Consider the following 22,841-nt stretch of genomic DNA (forward strand, 5'->3'; position numbering starts at 1 on the left):
TCTTCCGACGGTGCTCCTCAACACGACCCGACCCCCGCGAATGTCCGGGTCTGGGCAACGTCTACAGTGGCGTGGTACGCGCGAGCCTTTACCGGGACTTCACACGGGGAGGCTTGCTGGGATATCTCTGTCAGGGGTGTGCGTGACGGCCGTTGAATCCCGTCCAGCGGGGATTATCGGGACGAGCCAGAGCCCGAGCCGGCGGCCGATCGGGGCCCGGGTCAAGGCGTTCGTGGCGCTGACCAAGCCGCGGATCATCGAGCTGCTGCTGATCACCACCGTGCCGGTGATGTTCCTCGCCGAGCAGGGTGTGCCCGACCTCGGTCTGGTGCTCCTCACCTGCATCGGCGGCTTCCTCTCGGCCGGCGGCGCCAACGCGCTGAACATGTACATCGACCGTGACATCGACGCGCTCATGGACCGCACCTCGCAGCGCCCGCTGGTCACCGGGATGGTGAGCCCGCGCGAGTGCCTGGCCTTCGGCATCACGCTGGCGGTCGTCTCGACGCTGCTGTTCGGCCTGACCGTCAACTGGCTGAGCGCCTGGCTCTCCCTCGGCGCACTCCTCTTCTATGTCGTCGTCTACACGATGATCCTCAAGCGCCGTACGTCGCAGAACATCGTGTGGGGCGGCATCGCGGGCTGCATGCCGGTGCTGATCGGCTGGACGGCCGTCACGAACTCCCTCACCTGGGCGCCGGTCATCCTCTTCCTGGTGATCTTCTTCTGGACGCCGCCGCACTACTGGCCGCTGTCCATGAAGGTGAAGGACGACTACGCGCGCGTGGGCGTGCCGATGCTTCCGGTCATGGCTTCCAACAAGGTCGTCGCCAAGCAGATCGTCATCTACAGCTGGGTGATGGTGGCGGTCTCGCTGCTGCTCACGCCGCTCGGCTACACGGGCTGGCTCTACACCGCGGTCGCGCTGGGCGCGGGCTGCTGGTGGCTGTGGGAGGCGCACGCGCTGCAGAACCGCGCCAAGGCGGAGGTGACGGGCGCGAAGCTGAAGGAGATGCGCCTGTTCCACTGGTCGATCACCTACGTGTCGCTGCTGTTCGTGGCCGTCGCGGTGGACCCGTTCCTGAGGTAGGCGCTCTGAGGCACGGGTCACTCACCCCGCCCGTCGCCATTCGATCTACCCGTCGGTAGCATCCTGGTCATGGCAGACAAGGTGGCCAAGCTGGCCAAGCAGATCAGCACCTTCGCGAAGTCCCACGGCGGCGCCGAGGCCCAGGTCGCGTACATCGGACAGCGCGGCGCCCGCATCGTCCTCGTCGGTGAGGACGGCGGCTGGGGCGACCTGGTGGCACCGTCGTACGAGATCGCCGAGAAGGCGGTCGAGAAGTCCGGCGTCACGGCCCACGAGTCCTTCGACGGCGAGTTCGCGGCGAAGGTGAAGACCGGCCCGTACGAGTGGAGCCGCATGGCGGGCATCCAGGTCGGCGGACCGAGCAACGGCTGAGACCTGTCGGTGTTTCGCATGGGGTGTGTGACGCCAACACCTGATGCCCGGTTCACCCGTTAGGACCTGTGAGGAGCACACGGTCCAGCCCACGGGGAGCCCGGATGATCGAAACGCCGTCCCTCGTGGACCAGTACTGCCACGGCGTACTGCGCACGGAACTGGGCCTCGGCACCTTCGAGGCCCAGCTGGCCCGCACCGAGGGCCCACCGGCTCCCGGCACCACGCTCTTCGACACGCAGACCGGTTTCGCCGTACGCCGCTGGTGCCCCCCACTGCTCGGCCTGGAACCGCACTGCCGGCCCGCCCGCTATCTCGCCAGGCGCCGTGAACTCGGCGTACTGGAGGCGGGTCGGCGCCTGCTGCGCGGCAGCGGCATCACGACGTATCTGATCGACACGGGTCTGCCCGGCGATCTCACCGGCCCCCCGGAGATGGCGTCGGCCGCGTCCGCCGAGGCCCGCGAGATCGTGCGCCTCGAACTCCTCGCCGAACAGGTCGCCGACACTTCGGGCACCGTCGAGTCGTTCCTCGCCAACCTCGCCGAGTCGGTGCACGGCGCGGCCGTGCACGCGGTGGCCTTCACGTCCGTGGCGGGCGTACGGCACGGCCTGGCCCTCGCGCCCGAGCCGCCGGGGCCGGGGGAGGTACGGGGCGCGGCGGGGCGCTGGCTGGCGGCACGCACCGTCGGCGGCGAGCTGAGCGACCCGGTGCTGCTCCGGCACCTGCTGTGGATCGCCGTGGCGTCCGGACTGCCGCTCCAGCTGCACGCGGGGCTGGGGGAGCCGGGCCTGCGCATCGACCGCACGGACCCCGTCCTGCTGACGGACTTCGTCCGCGCGACGGCCGGCCTCGGCACCGACCTGGTCCTGCTGCACGGCTACCCGTACCACCGCCACGCCGCCCACCTGGCCGGCGTCTTCCCGCACGTGTACGCCGACTCGGGCGCCGCCCTCATCCGCACCGGCGCCCGCGCGGCCACGATCCTCGCCGAGATCCTGGAGCTGGCCCCCTTCGGCAAGATCCTCTTCTCCAGCGGGGCCCAGGGCCTGCCCGAACTGCATGTGGTGGGGGCCCGTCTCTTCCGCGAGGCACTCGGCCGGGTGCTCGGCGGCTGGGTGGCCGAGGGGGCCTGGTCGCTGGCGGACGCCCAACGGGTGGCGGGCATGGTGGCGGCCGGGAACGCGCGCCGGGTGTACAGGCTGGAGTGAGCCGTACAGACTGGGCGGATGCCGACGGACGCCTTACTCGACCGCTTTCTCACGGAGCTGAATCCGCTCGCTCCCCTCGCCGTCTGGGCGCACGGCTCGCTCGCCGGGGGCGACTACCAGGAGGGTCGCAGCGACCTGGACCTGATCGCCGTACTGGACGGCCCGCTCACGCCCCGCACCGTCTGGCGGCTGGCGAAGCTCCACGCCCGGCTGCGGACCGAGCCGCTCGCCGCGCAGCTGCACTGCACGTACCTGACGCCCGAGTCGGCGGGTGACCCCGGGCGGCGCCATCTCACCTGGGCGCACGAGGAACTGTTCACACGGACGGTGACCCCGGTGACCCGGCGCGAGCTGCACGCCTTCGGACGAGTGCTGTACGGGCAGGCGCCCGCCGCCCTGCTGCCGCCGGTTTCGGACCGGGAGCTCGGCGACTTCGTCGTACGCGACCAGCGGGACTTCTGGCGGCCGGCCGTCGACAACGCTCCCTTGTGGACGCGGGACGTCTGGGTCGGCCTGGGGCTGATCACCTTCGCCCGGGCAGGCGTCACCCTGCGCGACGGCCGCCTGATCTCCAAGCGGGAGGCCCTGGACCTGCTGCCCGGCCTCGGGGCGCCCGTGGAGGTCGTCGAGGACATCCGCAGCCGCCGCTACGACGATGCCGCGCCGCCGACCGAGGAGTGGGCGGCGCGCAGGGCCGGGCTGACCCGGGACTACCTGGGGCCGGCGATCGACGCGCTCGTGGCCTCGTACGACTGAACGGGCAGGTCGGGCAGTTCCGCCTCGGGCCGTTCCCGAAGTGACAGCAGCACGCGCAGCACGGCGATCCACGTCACGGCCGAGCCGAACATGTGCAGGCCGACCAGGAGCTCAGGCAGGTCCGTGAAGTACTGGACGTAGCCGATGACGCCCTGGCCGAGGAGGATCAGGAAGAGGTCGCGGGTGCGGTTGAGGGGCCCCTTCGGGGCGTCGACGGCCTTGAGGACGAACCACAGGGCGAACGTCAGCGTGACCACGATCCAGGCCAGCACGGCGTGCAGCTTGGTGACGTTCTCCCAGTCCAGCGGCATCCGCTCGACCTCGCTGGAGTCACCCGCGTGCGGACCCGCGCCGGTGACCACCGTGCCGACCAGGATCAGCAGCACCGAGGCCCCGACCAGAACCCACACCAGCTGCTGCACCGCCTTGCCGACCAGGGGACGCGGCGCCGCATCGCCCTCCCGGGTGCGCTGCCACATCGCCGTGGCGACCGCGATGAGGGCGGACGTCGCCACGAAGTGCGCCGCGACCGTGTAGGGGTTGAGCCCGACCAGGACGACGATGCCGCCGAGCACGGCGTTGCTCATCACGATCCAGAACTGCGCCCAGCCCAGCCGGGTCAGGCCGCGCCGGTACGGCTTCTCGGAGCGCGCGGCGATGATCGCCCAGCCGACCGCGGCGCACAGCACGTACGTCAGCATGCGGTTGCCGAACTCGATGGCACCGTGCAGGCCCATCTCGCTGGTGGCGGTGAGCGAGTCGTCGGTGCACTTGGGCCAGGTCGGGCAGCCGAGCCCCGAACCGGTGAGGCGTACCGCACCGCCGGTGACCACGATGAGCACCGACATCACGAGCGCGGCGAGAGCTGCCCGCTGGACCGTCCTCGGTGTCGGGGTCCAGCGTGCGGCGATGAAGGCGAGCGGGTTGCGCACGGCCGCTACGGCGTCGGCGCGGGTCACGTTTGGCACGCGCCCTATCGTAGGCGGCCGCTTGTGCACGCTTTCACGAGGGTCCCCGGGAGGCCTGCCCCCGACCTGCTCCCGGCAGAAGAACCTACTCCCAGCGGAAGAACTTCCCCGCGGCCGTCAGCCCGACGACCGCCCACACGCCCAGAATCCCCAGGTCGGCCCAGGGCATCCCGGCCCCGTGCTGGAGCACGTCGCGCAGCCCGTCCGACAGGGCCGAGATCGGCAGCAGTCCGAGGACGTCCTGCGCGCCGGGCGGGAACTTGTCCAGCGGCACGATGACCCCGCCGCCGACGAGCAGGAGCAGGAAGACCAGGTTGGCGGCGGCCAGGGTGGCCTCGGCCTTGAGGGTGCCGGCCATCAGCAGGCCCAGACCCGAGAAGGCGGCCGTCCCCAGGATCAGCAGGAGGACGACGGCTGCCGGGTTGCCGTGCGGCGACCAGCCCAGCGCGAAGGCGATCACCGTCAGCAGGAGAATCTGCAGGACCTCGGTGACCAGCACCGACGCCGTCTTCGCCGTCATCAGGGCCCAGCGGGGCAGCGGGGAGGAGGCCAGCCGCTTCAGGACGCCGTACCGGCGCTCGAAGCCCGTGGCGATCGCCTGCCCCGTGAACGCCGTCGACATCACGGCGAGGGCGAGGATGCCGGGGGTGAGGAAGTCGACGGCCTCGCCGGCGCCGGTGTCGACGATGTCCACCGAGCTGAACAGGGCCAACAGGAGGGTGGGGATCACGACGGTCAGGAGCAGCTGCTCGCCGTTGCGCAGCAGCATCTTCGTCTCGAGCGCCGCCTGGGTCGCGATCATGCGGGGGAGGGGAGCCGCGCCCGGCTTGGGGGTGTAGGTGCCGGTGGTCGTCACGAGCGCAGCTCCTTGCCGGTGAGCTCCAAGCTGTGTTTTCCCGGGGGACGCTGCGCCTGATTGCGGCTGCGCCGCGGCCCGGACCCCCGGCCGATCTCTGTCTGGGCCGGAATCATGAGCGCAGCTCCTTGCCGGTGAGTTCCAAGAACACGTCTTCGAGGGTGTGCCGCTCGACCGAGATCTTCTCCGGCATCACCCCGTGCTGCGCACACCACGACGTCACCGTCGCGAGCAGCTGGGGGTCGACCTTGCCGACGACCCGGTACGAACCCGGCGTCAGCTCCGCGGCCGTGCAGTCGGCGGGCAGGGCCTTCAGCAGGGACCCCACGTCCAGGCCGGGGCGGCCGGAGAAGCGGAGGGTGTTCTCGGCGCCGCCGCGGCACAGCTCCTCCGGGGAGCCCTGGGCGATGACCCGGCCCGCGTCGATGATCGCGACGTCGTCGGCGAGCTGCTCGGCCTCGTCCATGTAGTGGGTGGTGAGGATCACCGAGACGCCGTCGGAGCGCAGGTCCCGGACCAGGTCCCAGGTGGCCCGGCGCGCCTGCGGGTCGAGCCCGGCGGTCGGCTCGTCCAGGAACACCAGCTCCGGGCGGCCGACCACGGCCATGGCGAGCGCCAGCCGCTGCTGCTGACCGCCGGAGAGACGGCGGTACGTGGTCCGGCCGCAGCTGCCGAGACCGAGCCGCTCGATGAGGGCGTCGACGTCCAGGGGGTGCGCGTGCAGCTTCGCCACATGCCGCAGCATCTCGTCCGCCCGCGCGCCCGAGTACACGCCGTCGGACTGCAGCATCACGCCGATACGGGGCCGCAGCTCGCCGGACTGTCTCACGGGGTCGAGGCCCAGGACGCGCACCGTGCCGGAGTCCGGCTTCCGGTACCCCTCGCAGGTCTCGACCGTCGTCGTCTTGCCCGCACCGTTGGGCCCGAGGACGGCGGTCACGCCCGCCTCGGCCACCAGGTCGAGGCCGTTCACCGCGGTCTTGGTGCCGTACCGCTTCACCAGGGCCTGGACCTGGACCACGGGCTCAGTTCGCATGGCTCCAGAGTCTAGGTACGTGGCTCGTCCCCCATACGGCCGGGTTCACATCTCCTCCGCGCGGGGCCGGTGTATCTCCAGCCACCGCACCGCGTACGCCACCGCGTCGGCCACGGGGAACAGCCGTGCGTCGGCCGCGCCGACCTTTCCGCGCACGACGGGACGGTCCCGCTCGAAGTCGTGCCCCAGCTCGTCGAAACGGTCCGAGGTGATCGACACCTCGGTGACCACCTCCCAGCCGGCCGGTCCCGGGCGGCCCAGCTTCACGAGCGGTGCCGGGATCCGGTATTCGGCCAGGTGGAAGCTGGTGCAGGTGTCCCAGCCCGCGCCCAGCATCAGCACGCGCGCGTGGAGCTCCTCGAGCCGGGCCAGCGGGCTGCGCTCGCCCAGGCTGCAGTCGGCTGCATGTCCGGCGGTCACCTCCTCGGCGCGCGGGCCGACGGCGGCGAACGAGCTGTGGGGATGCGCACTGCGCAGGGCGCCCGGCCACGTCCGTACGGTCTCCGGGATCACGCCCATCCCGAGCGTGGGCGTGACGCGGGGGTCGTAGACCGGCATCGTGGACCGGATCGTCTCCCACCACTCCTCGGGCACCAGCGGATTGCGCCACGCCGCCGGATCGGAGAGATCGCCGGACTGGGTCGGGACCACCAAAGTGCCGTCCGGGCCGAGCGCGTCGAGGAGTCCCTGGACGGCCGTGACCGATCCTCCGCAGACCCAGCCGAGGGAGCTGAGGGAGGAGTGCACGAGAAGCGTTTCACCGCTTCGGACGCCGAGCTCGCGCAGTTGTGCGGCGAGGGTGGCCCGGGTGACAAGTGGGCCGGTCGGAGGGGGTGTCGACATGGTTCGGAGTGTCCCGGAAGGGGGCTCGGCGGCGCCACTGAATTGGACCCCGTTTGATCGATCAATGATCATTTCCGCAGGTCAGATTAGGTATGCCTAAGTGACGCAGGGCACCGTCGGGTGGCCCGGACGCGGCTTGCCCGGTCCTGAGGAATTACGCAACAATGGCGTTGTGAAAAACGTCGGCGAGGCTCGGGAGACCCCCATGGGGACCTCCCAGGAGGAGTTCGCGACCGGGGAGCGCTCCACGCGCAACCGGGTCGCGCGATCCATCCTGGACCACGGGCCGTCGACCGTCGCCGAGCTGGCCGGCCGGCTGGGGCTCACCCAGGCCGCCGTACGCAGGCATCTGGACGCGCTCGTCGCGGACGACGTCGTGGAGGCCAGGGAGCAGCGGGTGTACGGCACGCGCACGCGTGGCCGTCCCGCCAAGGTCTTCGCGCTCACCGACTGCGGTCGCGACGCCTTCGACCAGTCGTACGACAAGCTCGCCGCGGACGCCCTGAAGTGGATCGCCGAGCGCGAGGGCGGGAGCGAGGCGGTCGCCGCCTTCGCCCGGGCCCGGATCGCCGCCCAGGCGAGCGCGTACCGCAAGGCGATCGAGGCCGTCAGCCCTGACGAGCGCACCGAAGCCCTGGCCAAGGCCCTGAGCGCCGACGGGTACGCTGCTACGGCGCGCAGCGCACCCCTCCCGCAAAAAGGCGAGCAGCTGTGCCAGCACCACTGCCCGGTCGCCCACGTCGCGGAGCAGTTCCCGCAGCTGTGCGAGGCGGAGACGGAGATCTTCGCCGAACTGCTCGGAACGCACGTCCAGCGACTGGCGACCATCGCGCACGGCGACGGCGTCTGCACGACGTTCATCCCAAAGATTTCCCACACCACCCATAACGCACCTGCAAGCACGGCCGGGAGGAACCCCGCATGACTCTCCCCACGGAGACTGCCCACCCTGAGCTCGAGGGTCTGGGCAAGTACGAATACGGCTGGGCCGACTCCGACGAAGCCGGCGCCTCTGCGAAGCGCGGTCTGAGCGACGATGTCGTCAAGGACATCTCCGCGAAGAAGTCCGAGCCGGAGTGGATGACCAAGCTTCGTCTCAAGGGCCTGCGTCTCTTCGACAAGAAGCCCATGCCGAACTGGGGCTCGGATCTTTCCGGTATCGACTTCGACAACATCAAGTACTTCGTACGTTCCACGGAGAAGCAGGCGGAGTCCTGGGAGGACCTGCCCGAGGACATCAAGAACACGTACGACAAGCTCGGCATCCCCGAGGCGGAGAAGCAGCGCCTCGTCGCCGGTGTCGCGGCCCAGTACGAGTCCGAGGTCGTCTACCACCAGATCCGCGAGGACCTGGAGGAGCAGGGCGTCATCTTCCTCGACACCGACACCGCGCTGAAGGAGCACCCGGAGCTCTTCAAGGAGTACTTCGGCACCGTCATCCCGGTCGGTGACAACAAGTTCGCCTCCCTGAACACCGCCGTGTGGTCGGGTGGCTCCTTCATCTACGTGCCGCCGGGCGTGCACGTCGAGATCCCGCTCCAGGCCTACTTCCGCATCAACACGGAGAACATGGGCCAGTTCGAGCGGACCCTGATCATCGTCGACGAGGGTGCCTACGTGCACTACGTCGAGGGCTGCACGGCCCCGATCTACAAGTCGGACTCGCTGCACTCCGCGGTCGTCGAGATCATCGTCAAGAAGAACGCCCGCTGCCGCTACACGACCATCCAGAACTGGTCGAACAACGTCTACAACCTGGTCACCAAGCGCGCCGTCGCCTACGAGGGCGCGACCATGGAGTGGATCGACGGCAACATCGGCTCCAAGGTGACGATGAAGTACCCGGCCGTCTACCTGATGGGCGAGCACGCCAAGGGCGAGACCCTGTCCATCGCCTTCGCGGGCGAGGGGCAGCACCAGGACGCCGGCTCCAAGATGGTCCACATGGCGCCGAACACCTCCTCCAACATCGTGTCGAAGTCCGTGGCGCGTGGTGGTGGTCGTACGTCCTACCGCGGTCTCGTCGAGATCGGCGAGGGCGCCCACGGCTCCAAGTCGAACGTGCTGTGCGACGCGCTGCTCGTCGACACCATCTCCCGCTCCGACACGTACCCCTACGTGGACGTCCGTGAGGACGACGTGTCCATGGGCCACGAGGCGACCGTCTCCAAGGTCTCCGAGGACCAGCTCTTCTACCTGATGAGCCGAGGCCTCAGCGAGTTCGAGGCGATGGCGATGATCGTGCGCGGCTTCGTCGAGCCCATCGCGAAGGAGCTGCCCATGGAGTACGCCCTCGAGCTCAACCGGCTGATCGAGCTGCAGATGGAAGGCGCGGTCGGCTAAGGCCCGCCCTCCGGACAACAGCTAGCGAAATCTGACGTAGGAAAGAGAGCAGACCGACAGCCATGGCTGAGGCTCAGAACATCCCCGTGGGGTCCACCACCGCGGGCCAGATCGCGGTGGCCGCCGAGTCGACCGTCGCCACGCGCATGAGCGCGCCCCCGTCCTTCGACGTCGCGGACTTCCCGGTCCCGCACGGCCGCGAGGAGGAGTGGCGGTTCACCCCGCTGGAGCGCCTGCGCGGGCTGCACGACGGCACCGCCGTCGTGACCGGTGACGGCGTGAAGGTCGACGTGCAGGCCCCCGAGGGCGTCACCGTCGAGACCGTCGGCCGTGACGACGCCCGGATCGGCAAGGCCGGCACCCCGGTGGACCGCATCGCCGCCCAGGCGTACTCGGCGTTCGAGAAGGCCGGCGTGGTCACCGTCCCCAAGGAGACGGTCCTCACCGAGCCGATCCGCATCGCCGTGCACGGCGAGGGCGGGGTCCGCTACGGCCACCAGGTCGTCGAGCTGGGAGCCTTCGCCGAAGCCGTCGTCGTCATCGACCACACCGGTGACGCGGTGCTCGCCGCCAACGTCGACTACATCCTGGGCGACGGCGCCAAGCTGACCGTCGTCTCCGTCCAGGACTGGGACGACAAGGCCGTGCACGTGGCCCAGCACAACGCCCTCATCGGCCGGGATGCCTCGTTCAAGTCGGTCGTGGTGACCTTCGGCGGCGACCTCGTACGGCTGCACCCGCGCGTCTCGTACGCCGGCCCCGGCGGCGAGGTCGAGCTGCTCGGTCTGTACTTCACGGACGCCGGCCAGCACCAGGAGCACCGCCTTCTGGTCGACCACAACGTCCCGCACTGCAAGTCCAACGTCGTCTACAAGGGCGCCCTCCAGGGCGACAACGCCCACGCGGTGTGGATCGGTGACGTCCTCATCGAGGCCAAGGCCGAGGGCACGGACACGTACGAGATGAACCGCAACCTGGTTCTGACCGACGGCGCCCGGGTCGACTCCGTGCCGAACCTGGAGATCGAGACCGGCGAGATCGTCGGCGCCGGCCACGCCTCCGCGACCGGCCGCTTCGACGACGAGCAGCTGTTCTACCTGATGGCCCGCGGCATCCCCGCCGACGAGGCCCGTCGCCTGGTGGTCCGCGGCTTCTTCGCCGAGCTCGTCCAGCAGATCGGTGTCGACGACATCGAGGAGCGCCTCCTCGCGAAGATCGACGAGGAGCTGGAGGCGTCGGTCTGATGACCACCTTCGTACGCGCCTGTGCGCTGAGCGAGCTGGAGGAGGACACCCCGAAGCGGGTGGAACTCGACGGCACGCCGGTGTCCATCGTGCAGACCGAGGGCGAGGTCTTCGCGATCCACGACATCTGCTCGCACGCGAACGTCTCGCTCTCCGAGGGCGAGGTGGAGGACTGCCAGATCGAGTGCTGGCTGCACGGCTCCAGCTTCGACCTCCGCACCGGCAAGCCGTCCGGCCTACCCGCGACGCGCCCCGTCCCCGTATACCCCGTAAAGATCGAAGGGGACGACGTGCTCGTCTCCCTCACCCAGGAGTCCTGAGGCACCCATGGCAACGCTTGAAATCCGAGACCTGCACGTCACCGTCGAGGCCGACAACGCCACGAAGGAGATCCTCAAGGGCGTCGACCTCACCGTGAAGCAGGGCGAGACGCACGCCATCATGGGCCCCAACGGCTCGGGCAAGTCGACCCTCGCCTACTCGCTCGCGGGTCACCCGAAGTACACGATCACTTCGGGCACCGTCACCCTCGACGGCGAGGACGTCCTGGAGATGTCCGTCGACGAGCGCGCCCGCGCCGGCCTGTTCCTGGCAATGCAGTACCCGGTCGAGGTTCCCGGTGTGTCCGTGTCGAACTTCCTCCGTACCTCCGCCACCGCCATCCGCGGCGAGGCCCCCAAGCTGCGCACCTGGGTGAAGGAGGTCAAGGAGGCCATGGAGCGCCTCAACATGGACTCGTCCTTCGCCGAGCGCAACGTCAACGAGGGCTTCTCCGGCGGTGAGAAGAAGCGCCACGAGATCCTCCAGCTGGAGCTGCTCAAGCCGAAGGTCGCGATCCTCGACGAGACGGACTCCGGTCTGGACGTCGACGCGCTCCGCATCGTCTCCGAGGGCGTCAACCGCGTCCGTGAGACCGGCGAGGTCGGCACCCTGCTGATCACGCACTACACGCGCATCCTGCGCTACATCAAGCCCGACCACGTCCACGTCTTCTCCGGCGGTCGCATCGTCGAGTCCGGCGGCGCCGAGCTCGCCGACAAGCTGGAGAACGAGGGCTACGAGGCGTACACGAAGGGTGGCGCATCCGAGTGACACAGCTGCCGGGCCTCCTCGACACCGAGGCGCTGCGCAAGGATTTCCCGATCCTGGACCGCGTCGTCCACGACGGCAAGAAGCTCGTGTACCTGGACAACGCGGCGACCTCGCAGACGCCGCGCCAGGTGCTCGACGTGCTCTCCGAGTACTACGAGCAGCACAACGCCAACGTCCACCGTGGCGTGCACGTCCTCGCCGAGGAGGCCACGGCGCTGTACGAGGGCGCGCGTGACAAGGTCGCGGAGTTCATCAACGCGCCGAGCCGCGACGAGGTGATCTTCACCAAGAACGCCTCAGAGTCGCTCAACCTCGTGGCGAACATGCTCGGCTGGGCCGATGAACCCTACCGGGTGGACCACGAGACCGAGATCGTCATCACCGAGATGGAGCACCACTCCAACATCGTGCCGTGGCAGCTGCTCGCGCAGCGCACGGGCGCGAAGCTGAAGTGGTTCGGCCTGACCGACGACGGCCGCCTCGACCTGTCCAACATCGACGAGATCATCACGGAGAAGACGAAGATCGTCTCCTTCGTGCTGGTGTCGAACATCCTGGGCACGATCAACCCGGTCGAGGCGATAGTGCGCCGCGCGCAGGAGGTCGGCGCGCTGGTCTGCATCGACGCCTCGCAGGCGGCTCCTCATATGCCGCTGGACGTGCAGGCGCTCCAGGCCGACTTCGTGGCCTTCACCGGCCACAAGATGTGCGGCCCGACCGGCATCGGCGTCCTGTGGGGCCGCCAGGAGCTGCTGGAGGACCTGCCCCCGTTCCTCGGCGGTGGCGAGATGATCGAGACGGTGTCGATGCACTCGTCGACGTACGCTCCCGCCCCGCACAAGTTCGAGGCGGGCACGCCCCCGGTCTCGCAGGCCATCGGCCTGGGCGCGGCGATCGACTACCTCAACTCGATCGGCATGGACAAGATCCTCGCCCATGAGCACGCGCTCACCGAGTACGCGGTGAAGCGGCTGGCGGAGGTCCCGGACCTGCGGATCATCGGCCCCACCACGGCCGAGGACCGCGGCGCCGCGATCTCCTTCACGCTCGGTGACATCCACCCGCACGACGTGGGCCAGGTCCTCGACGAGCAGGGCATCGCGGTCCGGGTCGGCCACCACTGCGCGCGGCCGGTCTGCCTCCGCTACGGAATTCCTGCGACCACGCGAGCGTCGTTCTATCTGTACTCCACGCCGACCGAGATCGATGCTCTGGTGGACGGCCTGGAGCACGTACGGAACTTCTTCGGCTGACGGGACGAGAGCGATCGCATGAAGCTGGATTCGATGTACCAGGAAGTCATCCTGGACCACTACAAGAACCCGCACGGGCGTGGTCTGAGGGATGGCGACGCAGAGGTACACCATGTGAACCCGACGTGCGGCGACGAGATCACCCTCCGCGTGAAGTACGACGGCACGAAGATCGAGGACGTCTCGTACGAGGGCCAGGGCTGCTCGATCAGCCAGGCCTCGGCGTCCGTACTGAACGAACTGCTGGTCGGCAAGGACCTCGCGGACGCCCAGAAGATCCAGGAGACCTTCCTGGAGCTGATGCAGTCCAAGGGCCGGATCGAACCGGACGACGCGATGGAGGAGGTCCTGGAGGACGCGGTCGCGTTCGCCGGAGTCTCCAAGTACCCCGCCCGGGTCAAGTGCGCCCTCCTGAGCTGGATGGCGTGGAAGGACGCGACGGCCCAGGTGCTGGGCGGAGCCGACGCCGAAAGGAAGACGGCATGAGCGAGACCGTTGAGATGAAGCCGGCCTCGGAGGAAGAGGTCCGTGAGGCGCTGTACGACGTCGTCGACCCCGAGCTGGGTATCGACGTCGTCAACCTCGGCCTGATCTACGGCATCCACATCGACGACGCGAACATCGCGACGCTCGACATGACCCTGACCTCGGCGGCCTGTCCGCTGACGGACGTCATCGAGGACCAGGCCAAGTCCGCCACGGACGGCCTCGTCAGCGAGCTGCGCATCAACTGGGTGTGGATGCCGCCGTGGGGCCCGGACAAGATCACGGACGACGGTCGCGAGCAGCTTCGGGCGCTGGGGTTCAACGTCTGAGTTCGTCCATACGACTGTGCAGTGGCCCTCGGCGGTTTCGCCGGGGGCCACTCGCGCGTTCCGGGCTCAGGCCAGCCCCGCCACCAACCGGAACGCCGAGTCCGCCAGGTACTGGCCGCTGTGCTCGTACGGTTCCAGGCGGAGCTGGAAATCCCGGTGGCGCAGGAAACGACCGGGGTAGTTGACCGACTCCAGCATCACCGCGCCCGAATACGCCGCAGAGCGGGCGCAGAAGGTGGCGTCCTGCGCGAACAGGGCGGAGCCGTCGTGGCGTTCGGAGCGCAGGACGAAGTTGCGGTGGCGGAGGTAGGCGCCGTCGGCCGTGGCGAAGGAATAGCAGGAGCCGTCGGCCAGGCCCTTGACCTGTTTGAAGGTGGAGTCCTCGCGGCTCTCCGAGCCACCGACCGGGTCCAGCTTCACGTAGCCGCCGCTCGCGTGCCAGTAGCGGTCGGGGTAGTTGACCGAGCGGACGGACCGCCACGTGGTGGCCGGGGGCTTGGGGGCGGCCGGTGAACCGGCCTCGCGAGAAGGCGACTCGGACGGCTCCGGCTTCGGCTCCGGCTTGGGCGTGCCGGCGTCCTGTTGGCGGGGTGTCTTTGTGGTCGCCTCGACTGTCGACAGGCCGCTCTTGCCCTCCGGGGGAGTCGCCTGCGACGGGGTGGCGTAGGAGATCAGGCCGGGGAACGTCGTGTTGTCGTCGGCCGACGCGGTGCGTGACTGCTCGTCAGATGCCCTGTCCGTCACCACGATTGCCGTGGCGCACGCGGCGATCGTCGCCACCGCCATCATGCCCGCCAGCCAGAGGCGGCGCGTCCCCGGTGCCCGGGAGGTGTCCGGGGCCCAGCCGTTCTCCCAAGGCTGGTCCTGAGGCGGCCGGGACTTGTTTTCTGGCATGCGCTGATCCTCCAGCGGCGTCACGCAACGACAGCCGCGGCTGCGAAGGCCCGGTATGTGAACGCTGAAACACTAGTGGAACCAGTGCTGTTGGAGCAGCCGTTTGGCAGGAGCGACCTTTGTGTACGGCCGTACGCAACGTTGTGTACGATCGTACACATGGGATACCTGCTGCTCGCCGGGGCCATCGCGGCCGAGGTGACCGCCACGACCGCCATGAAGTACAGCGACGGCTTCAGCAGGCTGTGGCCGTCGCTGCTCACCGCGCTCGGATACGTCGTCTCCTTCGCGTTGCTCGCCCAGACCCTGAAGACCGTCTCCGTGGGCACGGCGTACGCGATCTGGGCCGGCGTCGGCACCGCGGCCATCGCCGCGATAGGGATCGCCTTCCTGGGGGAGGGGATGACCGCCGTGAAGGCCGCCGGGATCGCGCTGATCATCGTCGGCGTGGTCGTGCTGAACCTGGGAGGGGCGCACTGATGGCCAGGCGCTACGACCCCGAGCGACGCCAGCGGATCATCGACGCGGCGATCCGGGTCGTCGGGGAGGAGGGCATCGCGGGGCTGAGCCACCGCACCGTCGCCGCCGAGGCCGACGTACCGCTCGGCTCCACGACGTACCACTTCAAGACCCTGGACGACCTGATGGTGGCCGCCCTGCGCCAGGCGAGCGAGGGCTTCGCCAAGGTGATCGCCTCGCGTGGCGGCCTGGAGGACCCGGAAACAGACCTCGCCACCGAACTCGCCGCCTGGATGGGCGAGTGGCTCGCGGGCGACCGCACCGGCGTCGAGCTGGAGTACGAGCTCTACCTCGCCGCCCTGCGCCGCCCCGCCCTGCGGCCGGTCGCCGCCGAGTGGGCGCAGGATCTCGCCGACCGGCTGTCCCGCCGTACGGACGCGGTCACCGCGCGGGCGCTGGTGGCGCTGCTGGACGGGATCTGTCTGCAGGTGCTGCTCACCGAGGTGCCGTACGACGAGGGGTACGCGCGCGAGGTACTGCGCCGCGTGATTCCCTGAGGCGATCGGAGCTCCCGGGGCCGCGGGCGGCCCGCACCCTGAGACGCCCCACCCGTCGGTTGGCCCGGGCGGCCCCCCGCCGGTTAGGTTGCCCTCATGACCGACACGACTGCTCCTCGCACCACCGGCGCCGTGGCCGCCGGCCTTGCCACGATCGCTGCTGACGGCACTGTTCTCGACACCTGGTTCCCCGCGCCCGAGCTCCTCGCTGAGCCCGGCCCCTCCGGCAGCGAGCGGCTGTCCGCCGAGCGTGCCGCGGAGCTGCTCGGCGGCGCCGCCACCGCAGCGATCGGGCCGGATGCGCGCCGGGGCGTCGAGGTCGTCGCGGTCCGCACGGTCATCGCCTCGCTCGACGAGAAGCCGATCGACGCGCACGACGTCTACCTGCGCCTGCACCTGCTCTCCCACCGCCTGGTCAAGCCGCACGGCCTGAGCCTGGAGGGCCAGTTCGGCTTCCTCGCCAACGTCGCCTGGACCTCCCTCGGCCCGGTCGCCGTCGACGACGTCGAGAAGGTCCGTCTGAACGCCCGCGCCGAGGGCCTGCACCTCCAGGTGACCTCGATCGACAAGTTCCCGCGGATGACCGACTACGTGGCGCCCAAGGGCGTCCGCATCGCCGACGCCGACCGCGTGCGGCTCGGTGCCCACCTCGCCGAGGGCACCACCGTGATGCACGAGGGCTTCGTCAACTTCAACGCCGGCACCCTCGGCACGTCGATGGTCGAGGGCCGCATCTCCGCGGGCGTCGTGATCGGCGACGGCTCCGACATCGGCGGCGGCGCCTCCACGATGGGCACCCTGTCCGGCGGCGGCAACGTCATCATCTCCATCGGCGAGCGCTGCCTGATCGGCGCCGAGGCGGGCGTCGGCATCGCGCTCGGCGACGAGTGCGTCGTCGAAGCCGGCCTCTACGTCACCGCCGGCACCCGCGTCACCATGCCCGACGGCCAGATCGTCAAGGCCCGCGAGCTGTCCGGCGCCTCCAACATCCTCTTCCGCCGCAACTCGGTCACCGGCACCGTCGAGGCCCGCCCGAACAACGCGGTCTGGGGTGGGCTGAACGAGATCCTGCACAGCCACAACTGATCGGCCACAACTGATCAGCGCTCTCGTACGGGTTACTCGACGTGACCTCTTCGCGGTCCAGGCAGATGAACGGGTGGACGCAGTTTCCGATCACATGCCGAACCGACGAAATGAGGACCGATGACCGGTCGAGTGAAGACGAACGCGTGGACCAGGGCCGTACTCCGCCTGGTGGTCGGCACGCTGGCCGCGGGGGCGGTGTGCTGGTTGCCGGCCGGGACCGCGTATGCCGACGAGACCAACACGGGCTCGCACAACGGCCCCCGCATCGGGCTGATCAACGTCGGGCAGGTGGACGATCCGATGGAGGATGTGCTGGAGCACTTCCTGCTCTTCGGCGACGGGTACAAGTGGGGCTGATCGCGCACCGGGCACAGCGTGGGGCCGGGGTCCGTACCGCACAGGGATGCGGGGCGGGCCCCGGCCCCTTTCCAGAACCTTCAGAACTTCCAGGACTTCTTCCTCTGGGCCGGCATAGCGGCAGCGCCCCGTGCGCGTCACAGGGGGGCCGAGCCGCCGGAGACCCAGACCGGTCCGGACACGTCGGCCGCCGCCGAGCTGCGCCTCCTGATGCGCGGCGCCCTGGTCCGGCTGACCGCACGCCAGCGCACCGTACTGGTGCTGTTCCCCCACTCTCGGCTTCGCTCGAGCGGGGGGACCCCCATCTTCGAGGATCTGCCCGAGGCCGACGTGGCCCGGATCCTCGGCTGCTCCGTCGGCACCGTACGGTCCACCGCCCACCGCTCGCTCGCCCGGCTGCGCTCGCTCGCGCCGGAGCTGGCCGGCGAAGAGCCGACGGCGCGTCCTGGGCTCACTGACCGGGTGCTGGCCGTTCGCCGGCGCCGCCGCACCCGCCGGCTCGCCTCCGTCGCCGCGGCCACCGCGGCCGTCGTGGGCATCGCGGTGGCGGTGCCCCTGCTGGACTCCGGGAAGGGCGATGTGCGTCCCGCGAACGTCCTGGACAGGGCCGGCATTCACGCTCACCCGGACCAGTCGCCGCCGCGCGACCTGATCGGGCCGGGGACGCGGTGCTGGCCGCGTACTACACGCGGAGCTCCAGCCGCAGTCCGACAAGCGGGGCGTCTCGGAGCGCACCTACTCGCTGCTCGACCCGAAGACCGGGACGTACGAGGAGGACTCCCGCTGGTCCTTCGTCGCCGTCGCCCCCGGCCTGAAGACCGCCGCCGTACTGGAGCGGAACCTCCCCGCCCACCGGATCGGCCTGCTCGACCTCGCGACGGGGGAGGTCGAGCGGTGGATCCCGGTCGAGCAGGGGGTCGGCGGGCTCGCGTTCTCGAACGACGGGAGCAGACTCCTCGCGACGACGTACGACGAGGACCCCGATCTGTGCTTCAAGGAGAAGGTGACCGACCCCGACGGTAGTACTCCCCCAGCAGCCCGTCGACCGCCTCTCGGCCGGCGGGCCGCAGCGGTGCACGGACCGGGCCCGCGGGCATCAACTTCCGCCAGGACTTCGCGTTCTCTCGGGCCCGGTGACCTGGTGTACACCCGGGTTGTCGGCGACCACGACGGCATGCAGCAGTTCTACGACCTCGACGGCAACAAGGTCGCCGCGCCCGCGAACGAGAAGAACCTGCGGTCGGACGTCCCCGCGCGGCTGTCCCCGAACGGCACGCTCGCCGCCCTCGGTCTGACGAAGGAGGGCGCCGGCTCCCCCGGCAAGTCGTACTCCTCGATCCGTGATCCGCGCACGGGCAAGGAGATCACCAAGGTGCGCGGGGCCGAGCTGCTCGCCTGGGTCGACGACAACCGGCTCATCGCCTGGGAACGGACGACGAGCCTGAAGGAGGTGTACCGGCCCCGGCTCGTGCTGGTCACCATCGGCAGCGACGAGGTCGTCCCCCTGAGCGGCGTCCGCGAGCCGACCGAGGACATGACGCGCCAGGAGTGGGAGCCCGTCTTCGCCAGGCGCTGATTCCGGCCGGGGGGCCGTGCTCGCGCGGACGCCTCCGCTCAGACGGCCACCAGCCGCTCGTACTCCCCCAGCAGCCCGTCGACCGCCTCCCGGCCGGCGGGCCGCAGCGGTGCGCGGACCGGGCCCGCGGGCAGGCCGAGCTCATTGAGTACGGCCTTGGCGGTGACCGACCCGGGCAGGCCCGCCGACATCATCAACTCGATGAGCGGCGTGGCGAGTTGCTGGAGCCGGGCCGCGCCCGCCGTGTCTCCCGCGTCGAACGCGGCCAGTACCGAACGGAGATGACGGGGAATCACATTGGCGACCGTGCTGACATAGCCCGCACCGCCCACCGCGTACAGCGCGAGGTTGTGCTCGTCGCACCCCGCGTAGTACGCCAACTCGGTCCGCGACAGCACCTTTTGGGCGCCGAGGAAGTCGTAGGAGCAGTCCTTCACCGCCACGACCCGGGGGTGCTCGGCGAGGCGGATCAGCGTCTCCGGCTCGATGCGGGTGCCGGTGCGGCCGGGGATGTCGTACAGCGCGAGGGGCAGTCCGGCGGCGTCGGCGACCTCGCGGAAGTGCGCCTCGACGGCGTCCTGCGGGGGCTTGCTGTAGTACGGCGCGACCACCAACAGGCCGTCGGCGCCCGCCTTCTCGGCCGCCAGGGACAGCTCGACGGTGTGCCGGGTGTCGAAGGTGCCCACACCCGCGACGATCGACGCCCGGCCGTCCACCGCCTCCCGGACGGCCCTGATCAGATCCGACTTCTCGGCGTCCGTCGTGGTCGGCGACTCGCCCGTCGTACCGGAGAGCACGAGCCCCTCGCACCCCTCGGACACCAGCCGGTCGGCGAGACGCTGCGCGCCGTCCAGGTCGAGCGATCCCGACTCGGTGAAGGGCGTGATCATGGCGCACAGGGCGCGGCCGAAGGGAGGGGCGGAGGTGTCGGCAGTCGTCATGGGAGTAGTGTCGGCCGGGCAATTGCGTAGCTCCACTTAATTCTTCTACGTAGTATTGGTAAGCGATGCTGAGGTGTTGGGGCTCTCGCGGGCGCCGCGGGCCGTTGGAGGCCCTATGTCCAAAGTCGGCCGTCATCGGTCACCATGGCCAGGACGGTCAACGGCCCCTGGTCATGGGAGGCGTCATGAAGCTCGGCAAGGCACTCGCCACCGGCGTTGCGGAAGAGCGGCCGCAGGTCCACGACGGCGAACTCGAAGTCGAACTGGAAGTTGAACTCGGTGCAGAGATCACCGGGATCGCCGAGATCAAGGACGTCGAGACGTCCGCGCCCGGAGAGGTCCCGGCGGCCCGATGAGACTGCGGCTTCCGGAGGAACGCCCGACGGAGCCGCCGACCGGATACAAGATCGCCCACCCGATGCTGTCCCAGGACGGCACCCGGGCCGCCTTCACCGGTGTGTCGCTCGGCGGTGCGCTGCCGTACGGCGTCGTGGCCGACGCGTCCTGCGTCTACGGACTGCGGCACCGGGCGCCGAGCCGCCGCTGCGACTGCGGCTTCCACTGCGTGCACGACCGTACGGTCGCCGAGGCCCTGCTGTGCACGGCCGGGCACCGGGCAGCCGTACTGCTCGAGATCACCGTGCTGGGCCGGTACATCCGCTTCGAGCGCGGTTTCCGTTACGCCCGTCAGCGGGTGCGCACCGCCACGGTCGGCCCGTGCGCCTGCGGTACGGTCGCCACCGCCCTGGCCGACGCCGGCTGGGGCCGCCCCGGCTGGAAAGCCCTCGCCCCTGCCTGCGCGGGCTGCCTGCGCGGCCGTATGTTCGTCTCGCTCGCGGGGTTCGCCCGGCTGGGCGGGGAGGGGCTGCGAGTGGCGGCCGGGAAGGGGGCGGCCGTGGCGGTGGCCGAGCTCGGGGGCGCCGAGGACCTCGGTGTGCCCGAACTCGCCGCCGAGGCCGCGCTGTTGCAGGCGCGCCTCGACTGGTTCCAGGCCCAGCTGGCCCGGCTGGGCGAGCGCGGACCGGATGGCGGACGGAAGGGATAGCGGGGGCCGGCACGGGTACCCGGGTGTTCCGAACCGAGAGGAGGCGGAACACGGTGACCGGGACCATGGCCCCCGAGCGGGTGCGGCACGAGCACCACTCGGTGGGCGAACTCGTCGGACAGGCCAGTGAACAGCTCTCCCGCCTCGTACGGCAGGAAGTCGCCCTCGCCAAGGAGGAACTGGCTGAGAAGGGCCGGCGCGCCGGCCGTGGCGGCGGGCTGCTGGGTGCGGCGGGCGCTTTCGCGTACGCCGGCCTGCTGTTCCTGGCGGCAACGGCCACTGCCGCGCTCTCGCTGACGCTGTCCGTGTGGGCCGCGGCACTGATCGTGACGGCGGTGCTGTTCGCCGTCGCGGGTCTGCTTGCCGCGACCGGCCGCGCCCAGCTGCGGCGCGCTGCCCCTCCCACACCGGAGGAGGCCCTCGGCAGTGTCAGGGCCGATGTCGAGGAGATCAAGGGAAGGGCGCACCGATGACGGACAAGGCAGCGGGGGGCACGGGTGGCGAGGCCGCGAAGGCGGGCGCCGCGAAGGGGGCCGGCGGGGCCAAGGGGCCCGAGGAGCTGCGGCGGCAGATCGAGCAGACGCGCGGCGAACTCGGCGACACCGTGGCCGAGTTGGCGGGCAAGACGGACGTGAGGGGCCGGGCCCAGGCGCGTGCCGCCGACCTCAAGGACAAGGCGGGGGCGATGACCGTGCAGCTGCGCAGCAGCGCGGTCCAGGCGGGCCATGTGCTGCAGGACCGGGCGACGCGAGCGGGGCATGTCGTGCAGGACCGGGCGACCCACGCGGGGCACGCGGCGCAGGAGCGGGCGACCCACGCGGGACACACCGTCCAGGACAAGGCGACCCACGCCGGACACACCGTCCACGACAAGGCGACGCACGCGGGCCACGCCGTGGAGCACGGCCTGCCGCGCCCCGTCCGAACCGTCGTTCAGACCGGGCTGCGACACCCGCGGCCGGTACTGATCGCCGGGGCGGTGGTGGGAGCGGCGGTCGCGGCCGAGATACTGCGACGGCGGCACAGCGGGCATCACTGAGAGAGGTCTTTGAACCGGGTCAGCGGGCCCCAGGCCTGGTCGGAGCGTTCGATTATCGCCCCGGCCAGGCGATCCCGCCGCGGACCACGCGATTCCGCCGCGGGCCAGGTGGAGTCAGTGGTGGTGGCCCTGCCGGCCGAGCGTCTCCACGGGGGTCGCGCCGGGGCGGGTCCACTGGGGAACGGGCCGACTGGTCGGCCCCCACGTGGCGTTCCCGTCCGCGTCCGAGCGCCAGGACCAGCACGCGTTGCGCCCCTCGGGCCAGCCCTTGGGGTTGTCCTCCCATGCCTCGCCGCGGCCGTAGGGCGTCATGTCGAGCAGGCCGAGGGAACCGTTGACCCGCTCATTGCCACGGCCCGTCGTGGAGTAGGTGAGGAACACGCGGTCGCCGTCGCGCAGGAAGCAGGTGAGGTAGCCCATGTCGCCGCCGACCGGCGCGTCCACGTCGCGCACCGAGTACCAGGGCTGGGTGTAGCCCATGAACTCGACGTAGGAGGCCACCTCGTCCCAACGGCCCGTGGTGAGGATGGCGAACGACACGCCGCGGGCGTTGAGGTAGACGGTGTCCTTCAGGTGCCAGGCCGTGGTGGTGCAGCCCTCGCACTGCCCCTGGTGCGGCGCGCCGTCGTACCACATGTGCTTGTAGACCACGAGCTCGTCGCGGCCCTGGAACAGGTCCAGGAACGGGACCGGGCCGTCGGGTCCGACGACCTCGACCGTGCCGTCGCACTCCACCATCGGCAGTCGGCGGCGGGCCGCGGCGATGGCATCGCCCTCGCGGGTGTGGGCCTTCTCGCGGACCAGGAGCTCGTCACGGGCGGTCTGCCAGGCGGCCAGGTCGACCACGGGCGGGCGGTGGTCGGGCAGCGCGGTGTTCGGGTCGTCCGGGGTGGTCGTCATGGTGTCCTCCGTGGTGTCTCGTGCCGGGCGGTGTCGTACGACGGTCTATGACGGTCACCAGAAGAGACTCCCGACCTGTCCGGAACTCATCGGAGCGGAGACGCC

Annotated in this window: 27 protein-coding genes and 2 pseudogenes; 22 read left to right on the forward strand and 7 right to left on the reverse strand. The window is 70.2% G+C overall.

Annotated features, from left to right (window positions below; translation table 11 throughout):
- The first annotated feature begins 136 nt into the window (after positions 1–136).
- From ADL12_RS35610 to ADL12_RS35625, 4 genes are all read left to right on the forward strand, one after another.
- A complete protein-coding gene (locus tag ADL12_RS35610) occupies positions 137–1,090 on the forward strand; it encodes a heme o synthase (protein WP_062710245.1) in 954 nt (317 codons plus the stop codon).
- Between the two features lie 69 nt (positions 1,091–1,159).
- Positions 1,160–1,462 carry a hypothetical protein gene (locus ADL12_RS35615; RefSeq protein WP_062710248.1) on the forward strand — a complete coding sequence of 101 codons (303 nt, stop codon included), beginning with the start codon at positions 1,160–1,162 and terminating at the stop codon, positions 1,460–1,462.
- Positions 1,463–1,566: 104 nt separating this feature from the next.
- On the forward strand, positions 1,567–2,673 hold the full coding sequence (locus ADL12_RS35620; protein WP_062710249.1) for an amidohydrolase family protein: 1,107 nt from the start codon (positions 1,567–1,569) through the stop codon (positions 2,671–2,673).
- A gap of 18 nt (positions 2,674–2,691) precedes the next feature.
- The gene (locus ADL12_RS35625; RefSeq protein WP_062710252.1) at positions 2,692–3,429 is read left to right on the forward strand and encodes a nucleotidyltransferase domain-containing protein; all 738 of its coding nucleotides are present in this window, start codon (positions 2,692–2,694) and stop codon (positions 3,427–3,429) included.
- On the opposite strand, the gene ADL12_RS35630 is transcribed toward ADL12_RS35625, so the two are convergent.
- From ADL12_RS35630 to ADL12_RS35645, 4 genes are all read right to left on the reverse strand, one after another.
- Entirely contained in the window at positions 3,384–4,397 is a 1,014-nt protein-coding gene (locus ADL12_RS35630) for a COX15/CtaA family protein (RefSeq protein WP_062710255.1), read from the reverse strand. The genes ADL12_RS35625 and ADL12_RS35630 overlap by 46 nt on opposite strands.
- Before the next feature lie 85 nt (positions 4,398–4,482).
- On the reverse strand, positions 4,483–5,199 hold the full coding sequence (locus ADL12_RS35635) for an ABC transporter permease (RefSeq protein ID WP_244188163.1): 717 nt from the start codon (positions 5,197–5,199) through the stop codon (positions 4,483–4,485).
- Positions 5,200–5,365: 166 nt separating this feature from the next.
- Positions 5,366–6,289, reverse strand: coding sequence for an ABC transporter ATP-binding protein (locus ADL12_RS35640; RefSeq protein WP_062710261.1), 924 nt, complete (start codon positions 6,287–6,289; stop codon positions 5,366–5,368).
- A 45-nt stretch (positions 6,290–6,334) separates the two neighbouring features.
- Entirely contained in the window at positions 6,335–7,132 is a 798-nt protein-coding gene (locus ADL12_RS35645) for an AAC(3) family N-acetyltransferase (RefSeq protein WP_062710264.1), read from the reverse strand.
- Between the two features lie 172 nt (positions 7,133–7,304).
- On the opposite strand from ADL12_RS35645, the gene ADL12_RS35650 reads away from it, so the two are divergent.
- From ADL12_RS35650 to ADL12_RS35685, 8 genes are all read left to right on the forward strand, one after another.
- The gene (locus ADL12_RS35650) at positions 7,305–8,057 is read left to right on the forward strand and encodes a helix-turn-helix transcriptional regulator (RefSeq protein ID WP_062710267.1); all 753 of its coding nucleotides are present in this window, start codon (positions 7,305–7,307) and stop codon (positions 8,055–8,057) included.
- Positions 8,054–9,475 (forward strand): Fe-S cluster assembly protein SufB, encoded by a 1,422-nt coding sequence (sufB, locus tag ADL12_RS35655; RefSeq protein ID WP_062710270.1) that lies wholly within the window; start codon positions 8,054–8,056, stop codon positions 9,473–9,475. The genes ADL12_RS35650 and sufB overlap by 4 nt, the downstream gene beginning before the upstream one ends.
- 62 nt (positions 9,476–9,537) lie before the next feature.
- A complete protein-coding gene (gene sufD, locus ADL12_RS35660; protein WP_062710273.1) occupies positions 9,538–10,719 on the forward strand; it encodes a Fe-S cluster assembly protein SufD in 1,182 nt (393 codons plus the stop codon).
- Entirely contained in the window at positions 10,719–11,039 is a 321-nt protein-coding gene (locus tag ADL12_RS35665; protein ID WP_062710276.1) for a non-heme iron oxygenase ferredoxin subunit, read from the forward strand. The genes sufD and ADL12_RS35665 overlap by 1 nt, the downstream gene beginning before the upstream one ends.
- A gap of 7 nt (positions 11,040–11,046) precedes the next feature.
- On the forward strand, positions 11,047–11,811 hold the full coding sequence (gene sufC / locus ADL12_RS35670) for a Fe-S cluster assembly ATPase SufC (protein ID WP_062710279.1): 765 nt from the start codon (positions 11,047–11,049) through the stop codon (positions 11,809–11,811).
- Positions 11,808–13,064, forward strand: a complete 1,257-nt coding sequence (locus ADL12_RS35675) for a cysteine desulfurase (RefSeq protein ID WP_062710282.1) — start codon at positions 11,808–11,810, stop codon at positions 13,062–13,064. The genes sufC and ADL12_RS35675 overlap by 4 nt, the downstream gene beginning before the upstream one ends.
- 18 nt (positions 13,065–13,082) lie before the next feature.
- Entirely contained in the window at positions 13,083–13,550 is a 468-nt protein-coding gene (gene sufU, locus ADL12_RS35680) for a Fe-S cluster assembly sulfur transfer protein SufU (RefSeq protein WP_062710285.1), read from the forward strand.
- Positions 13,547–13,879 carry a metal-sulfur cluster assembly factor gene (locus tag ADL12_RS35685; protein WP_028809645.1) on the forward strand — a complete coding sequence of 111 codons (333 nt, stop codon included), beginning with the start codon at positions 13,547–13,549 and terminating at the stop codon, positions 13,877–13,879. The genes sufU and ADL12_RS35685 overlap by 4 nt, the downstream gene beginning before the upstream one ends.
- 66 nt (positions 13,880–13,945) lie before the next feature.
- Here ADL12_RS35685 and ADL12_RS35690 read toward each other — a convergent pair whose 3' ends face one another.
- Positions 13,946–14,773 carry an AbfB domain-containing protein gene (locus ADL12_RS35690; protein WP_062710288.1) on the reverse strand — a complete coding sequence of 276 codons (828 nt, stop codon included), beginning with the start codon at positions 14,771–14,773 and terminating at the stop codon, positions 13,946–13,948.
- A 159-nt stretch (positions 14,774–14,932) separates the two neighbouring features.
- Here ADL12_RS35690 and ADL12_RS35695 point away from each other — a divergent pair, with 159 nt between their 5' ends.
- The 6 genes and pseudogenes from ADL12_RS35695 to ADL12_RS58640 all read left to right on the forward strand — a co-directional run bounded on the left by ADL12_RS35695 (position 14,933) and on the right by ADL12_RS58640 (position 18,811).
- Entirely contained in the window at positions 14,933–15,253 is a 321-nt protein-coding gene (locus ADL12_RS35695) for a DMT family transporter (protein ID WP_062710291.1), read from the forward strand.
- Positions 15,253–15,789, forward strand: a complete 537-nt coding sequence (locus ADL12_RS35700) for a TetR/AcrR family transcriptional regulator (protein WP_062710295.1) — start codon at positions 15,253–15,255, stop codon at positions 15,787–15,789. The genes ADL12_RS35695 and ADL12_RS35700 overlap by 1 nt, the downstream gene beginning before the upstream one ends.
- A 96-nt stretch (positions 15,790–15,885) precedes the next feature.
- Positions 15,886–16,875, forward strand: coding sequence for a 2,3,4,5-tetrahydropyridine-2,6-dicarboxylate N-succinyltransferase (gene dapD / locus ADL12_RS35705; RefSeq protein WP_062710298.1), 990 nt, complete (start codon positions 15,886–15,888; stop codon positions 16,873–16,875).
- 120 nt (positions 16,876–16,995) lie between these two features.
- The gene (locus ADL12_RS35710; RefSeq protein WP_062710301.1) at positions 16,996–17,235 is read left to right on the forward strand and encodes a hypothetical protein; all 240 of its coding nucleotides are present in this window, start codon (positions 16,996–16,998) and stop codon (positions 17,233–17,235) included.
- Between the two features lie 147 nt (positions 17,236–17,382).
- Positions 17,383–17,670, forward strand: a pseudogene (locus ADL12_RS55740) (sigma factor-like helix-turn-helix DNA-binding protein); the annotation flags it as partial.
- Positions 17,653–18,811 (forward strand): annotated as a pseudogene (locus tag ADL12_RS58640) (YncE family protein). The pseudogenes ADL12_RS55740 and ADL12_RS58640, both read left to right, overlap by 18 nt.
- Before the next feature lie 38 nt (positions 18,812–18,849).
- Here the strand turns inward: ADL12_RS58640 and dapA are convergent.
- On the reverse strand, positions 18,850–19,752 hold the full coding sequence (gene dapA / locus ADL12_RS35720; RefSeq protein WP_062710304.1) for a 4-hydroxy-tetrahydrodipicolinate synthase: 903 nt from the start codon (positions 19,750–19,752) through the stop codon (positions 18,850–18,852).
- A 185-nt stretch (positions 19,753–19,937) separates the two neighbouring features.
- Between dapA and ADL12_RS35725 the strand changes: the two genes are divergently transcribed.
- From ADL12_RS35725 to ADL12_RS35740, 4 genes are read left to right on the forward strand one after another with little or no spacing between them, the layout of a single operon-like run.
- On the forward strand, positions 19,938–20,108 hold the full coding sequence (locus ADL12_RS35725; RefSeq protein WP_159053385.1) for a hypothetical protein: 171 nt from the start codon (positions 19,938–19,940) through the stop codon (positions 20,106–20,108).
- A complete protein-coding gene (locus ADL12_RS35730; protein ID WP_062710310.1) occupies positions 20,105–20,797 on the forward strand; it encodes a hypothetical protein in 693 nt (230 codons plus the stop codon). Before ADL12_RS35725 ends, ADL12_RS35730 begins: the two co-directional genes overlap by 4 nt.
- 53 nt (positions 20,798–20,850) lie before the next feature.
- Positions 20,851–21,270, forward strand: coding sequence for a phage holin family protein (locus ADL12_RS35735; RefSeq protein ID WP_062710313.1), 420 nt, complete (start codon positions 20,851–20,853; stop codon positions 21,268–21,270).
- The gene (locus tag ADL12_RS35740; protein WP_062710318.1) at positions 21,267–21,836 is read left to right on the forward strand and encodes a DUF3618 domain-containing protein; all 570 of its coding nucleotides are present in this window, start codon (positions 21,267–21,269) and stop codon (positions 21,834–21,836) included. Before ADL12_RS35735 ends, ADL12_RS35740 begins: the two co-directional genes overlap by 4 nt.
- 114 nt (positions 21,837–21,950) lie before the next feature.
- Here the strand turns inward: ADL12_RS35740 and ADL12_RS35745 are convergent, their stop codons facing one another.
- Positions 21,951–22,736, reverse strand: coding sequence for a DUF899 domain-containing protein (locus tag ADL12_RS35745; RefSeq protein WP_062710322.1), 786 nt, complete (start codon positions 22,734–22,736; stop codon positions 21,951–21,953).
- Between the last annotated feature and the right edge of the window lie 105 nt (positions 22,737–22,841).

This window comes from Streptomyces regalis (genome assembly GCF_001509475.1).
GTDB lineage: Bacteria > Actinomycetota > Actinomycetes > Streptomycetales > Streptomycetaceae > Streptomyces > Streptomyces regalis.

Excerpts from the sequence above, each read along its gene's own strand:
- ADL12_RS35615 (WP_062710248.1), top strand. The coding sequence starts at position 1,160 with ATGGCAGACAAGGTGGCCAAGCTGGCCAAGCAGATCAGCACCTTCGCG.
- ADL12_RS35620 (WP_062710249.1), top strand. The coding sequence starts at position 1,567 with ATGATCGAAACGCCGTCCCTCGTGGACCAGTACTGCCACGGCGTACTG.
- ADL12_RS35625 (WP_062710252.1), top strand. The coding sequence starts at position 2,692 with ATGCCGACGGACGCCTTACTCGACCGCTTTCTCACGGAGCTGAATCCG.
- ADL12_RS35635 (WP_244188163.1), bottom strand. The coding sequence starts at position 5,199 with ATGATCGCGACCCAGGCGGCGCTCGAGACGAAGATGCTGCTGCGCAAC.
- ADL12_RS35640 (WP_062710261.1), bottom strand. The coding sequence starts at position 6,289 with ATGCGAACTGAGCCCGTGGTCCAGGTCCAGGCCCTGGTGAAGCGGTAC.
- ADL12_RS35645 (WP_062710264.1), bottom strand. The coding sequence starts at position 7,132 with ATGTCGACACCCCCTCCGACCGGCCCACTTGTCACCCGGGCCACCCTC.
- sufB (WP_062710270.1), top strand. The coding sequence starts at position 8,054 with ATGACTCTCCCCACGGAGACTGCCCACCCTGAGCTCGAGGGTCTGGGC.
- sufD (WP_062710273.1), top strand. The coding sequence starts at position 9,538 with ATGGCTGAGGCTCAGAACATCCCCGTGGGGTCCACCACCGCGGGCCAG.
- ADL12_RS35665 (WP_062710276.1), top strand. The coding sequence starts at position 10,719 with ATGACCACCTTCGTACGCGCCTGTGCGCTGAGCGAGCTGGAGGAGGAC.
- sufC (WP_062710279.1), top strand. The coding sequence starts at position 11,047 with ATGGCAACGCTTGAAATCCGAGACCTGCACGTCACCGTCGAGGCCGAC.
- sufU (WP_062710285.1), top strand. The coding sequence starts at position 13,083 with ATGAAGCTGGATTCGATGTACCAGGAAGTCATCCTGGACCACTACAAG.
- ADL12_RS35685 (WP_028809645.1), top strand. The coding sequence starts at position 13,547 with ATGAGCGAGACCGTTGAGATGAAGCCGGCCTCGGAGGAAGAGGTCCGT.
- ADL12_RS35690 (WP_062710288.1), bottom strand. The coding sequence starts at position 14,773 with ATGCCAGAAAACAAGTCCCGGCCGCCTCAGGACCAGCCTTGGGAGAAC.
- ADL12_RS35695 (WP_062710291.1), top strand. The coding sequence starts at position 14,933 with ATGGGATACCTGCTGCTCGCCGGGGCCATCGCGGCCGAGGTGACCGCC.
- ADL12_RS35700 (WP_062710295.1), top strand. The coding sequence starts at position 15,253 with ATGGCCAGGCGCTACGACCCCGAGCGACGCCAGCGGATCATCGACGCG.
- dapD (WP_062710298.1), top strand. The coding sequence starts at position 15,886 with ATGACCGACACGACTGCTCCTCGCACCACCGGCGCCGTGGCCGCCGGC.
- ADL12_RS35710 (WP_062710301.1), top strand. The coding sequence starts at position 16,996 with ATGACCGGTCGAGTGAAGACGAACGCGTGGACCAGGGCCGTACTCCGC.
- dapA (WP_062710304.1), bottom strand. The coding sequence starts at position 19,752 with ATGACGACTGCCGACACCTCCGCCCCTCCCTTCGGCCGCGCCCTGTGC.
- ADL12_RS35725 (WP_159053385.1), top strand. The coding sequence starts at position 19,938 with ATGAAGCTCGGCAAGGCACTCGCCACCGGCGTTGCGGAAGAGCGGCCG.
- ADL12_RS35730 (WP_062710310.1), top strand. The coding sequence starts at position 20,105 with ATGAGACTGCGGCTTCCGGAGGAACGCCCGACGGAGCCGCCGACCGGA.
- ADL12_RS35740 (WP_062710318.1), top strand. The coding sequence starts at position 21,267 with ATGACGGACAAGGCAGCGGGGGGCACGGGTGGCGAGGCCGCGAAGGCG.
- ADL12_RS35745 (WP_062710322.1), bottom strand. The coding sequence starts at position 22,736 with ATGACGACCACCCCGGACGACCCGAACACCGCGCTGCCCGACCACCGC.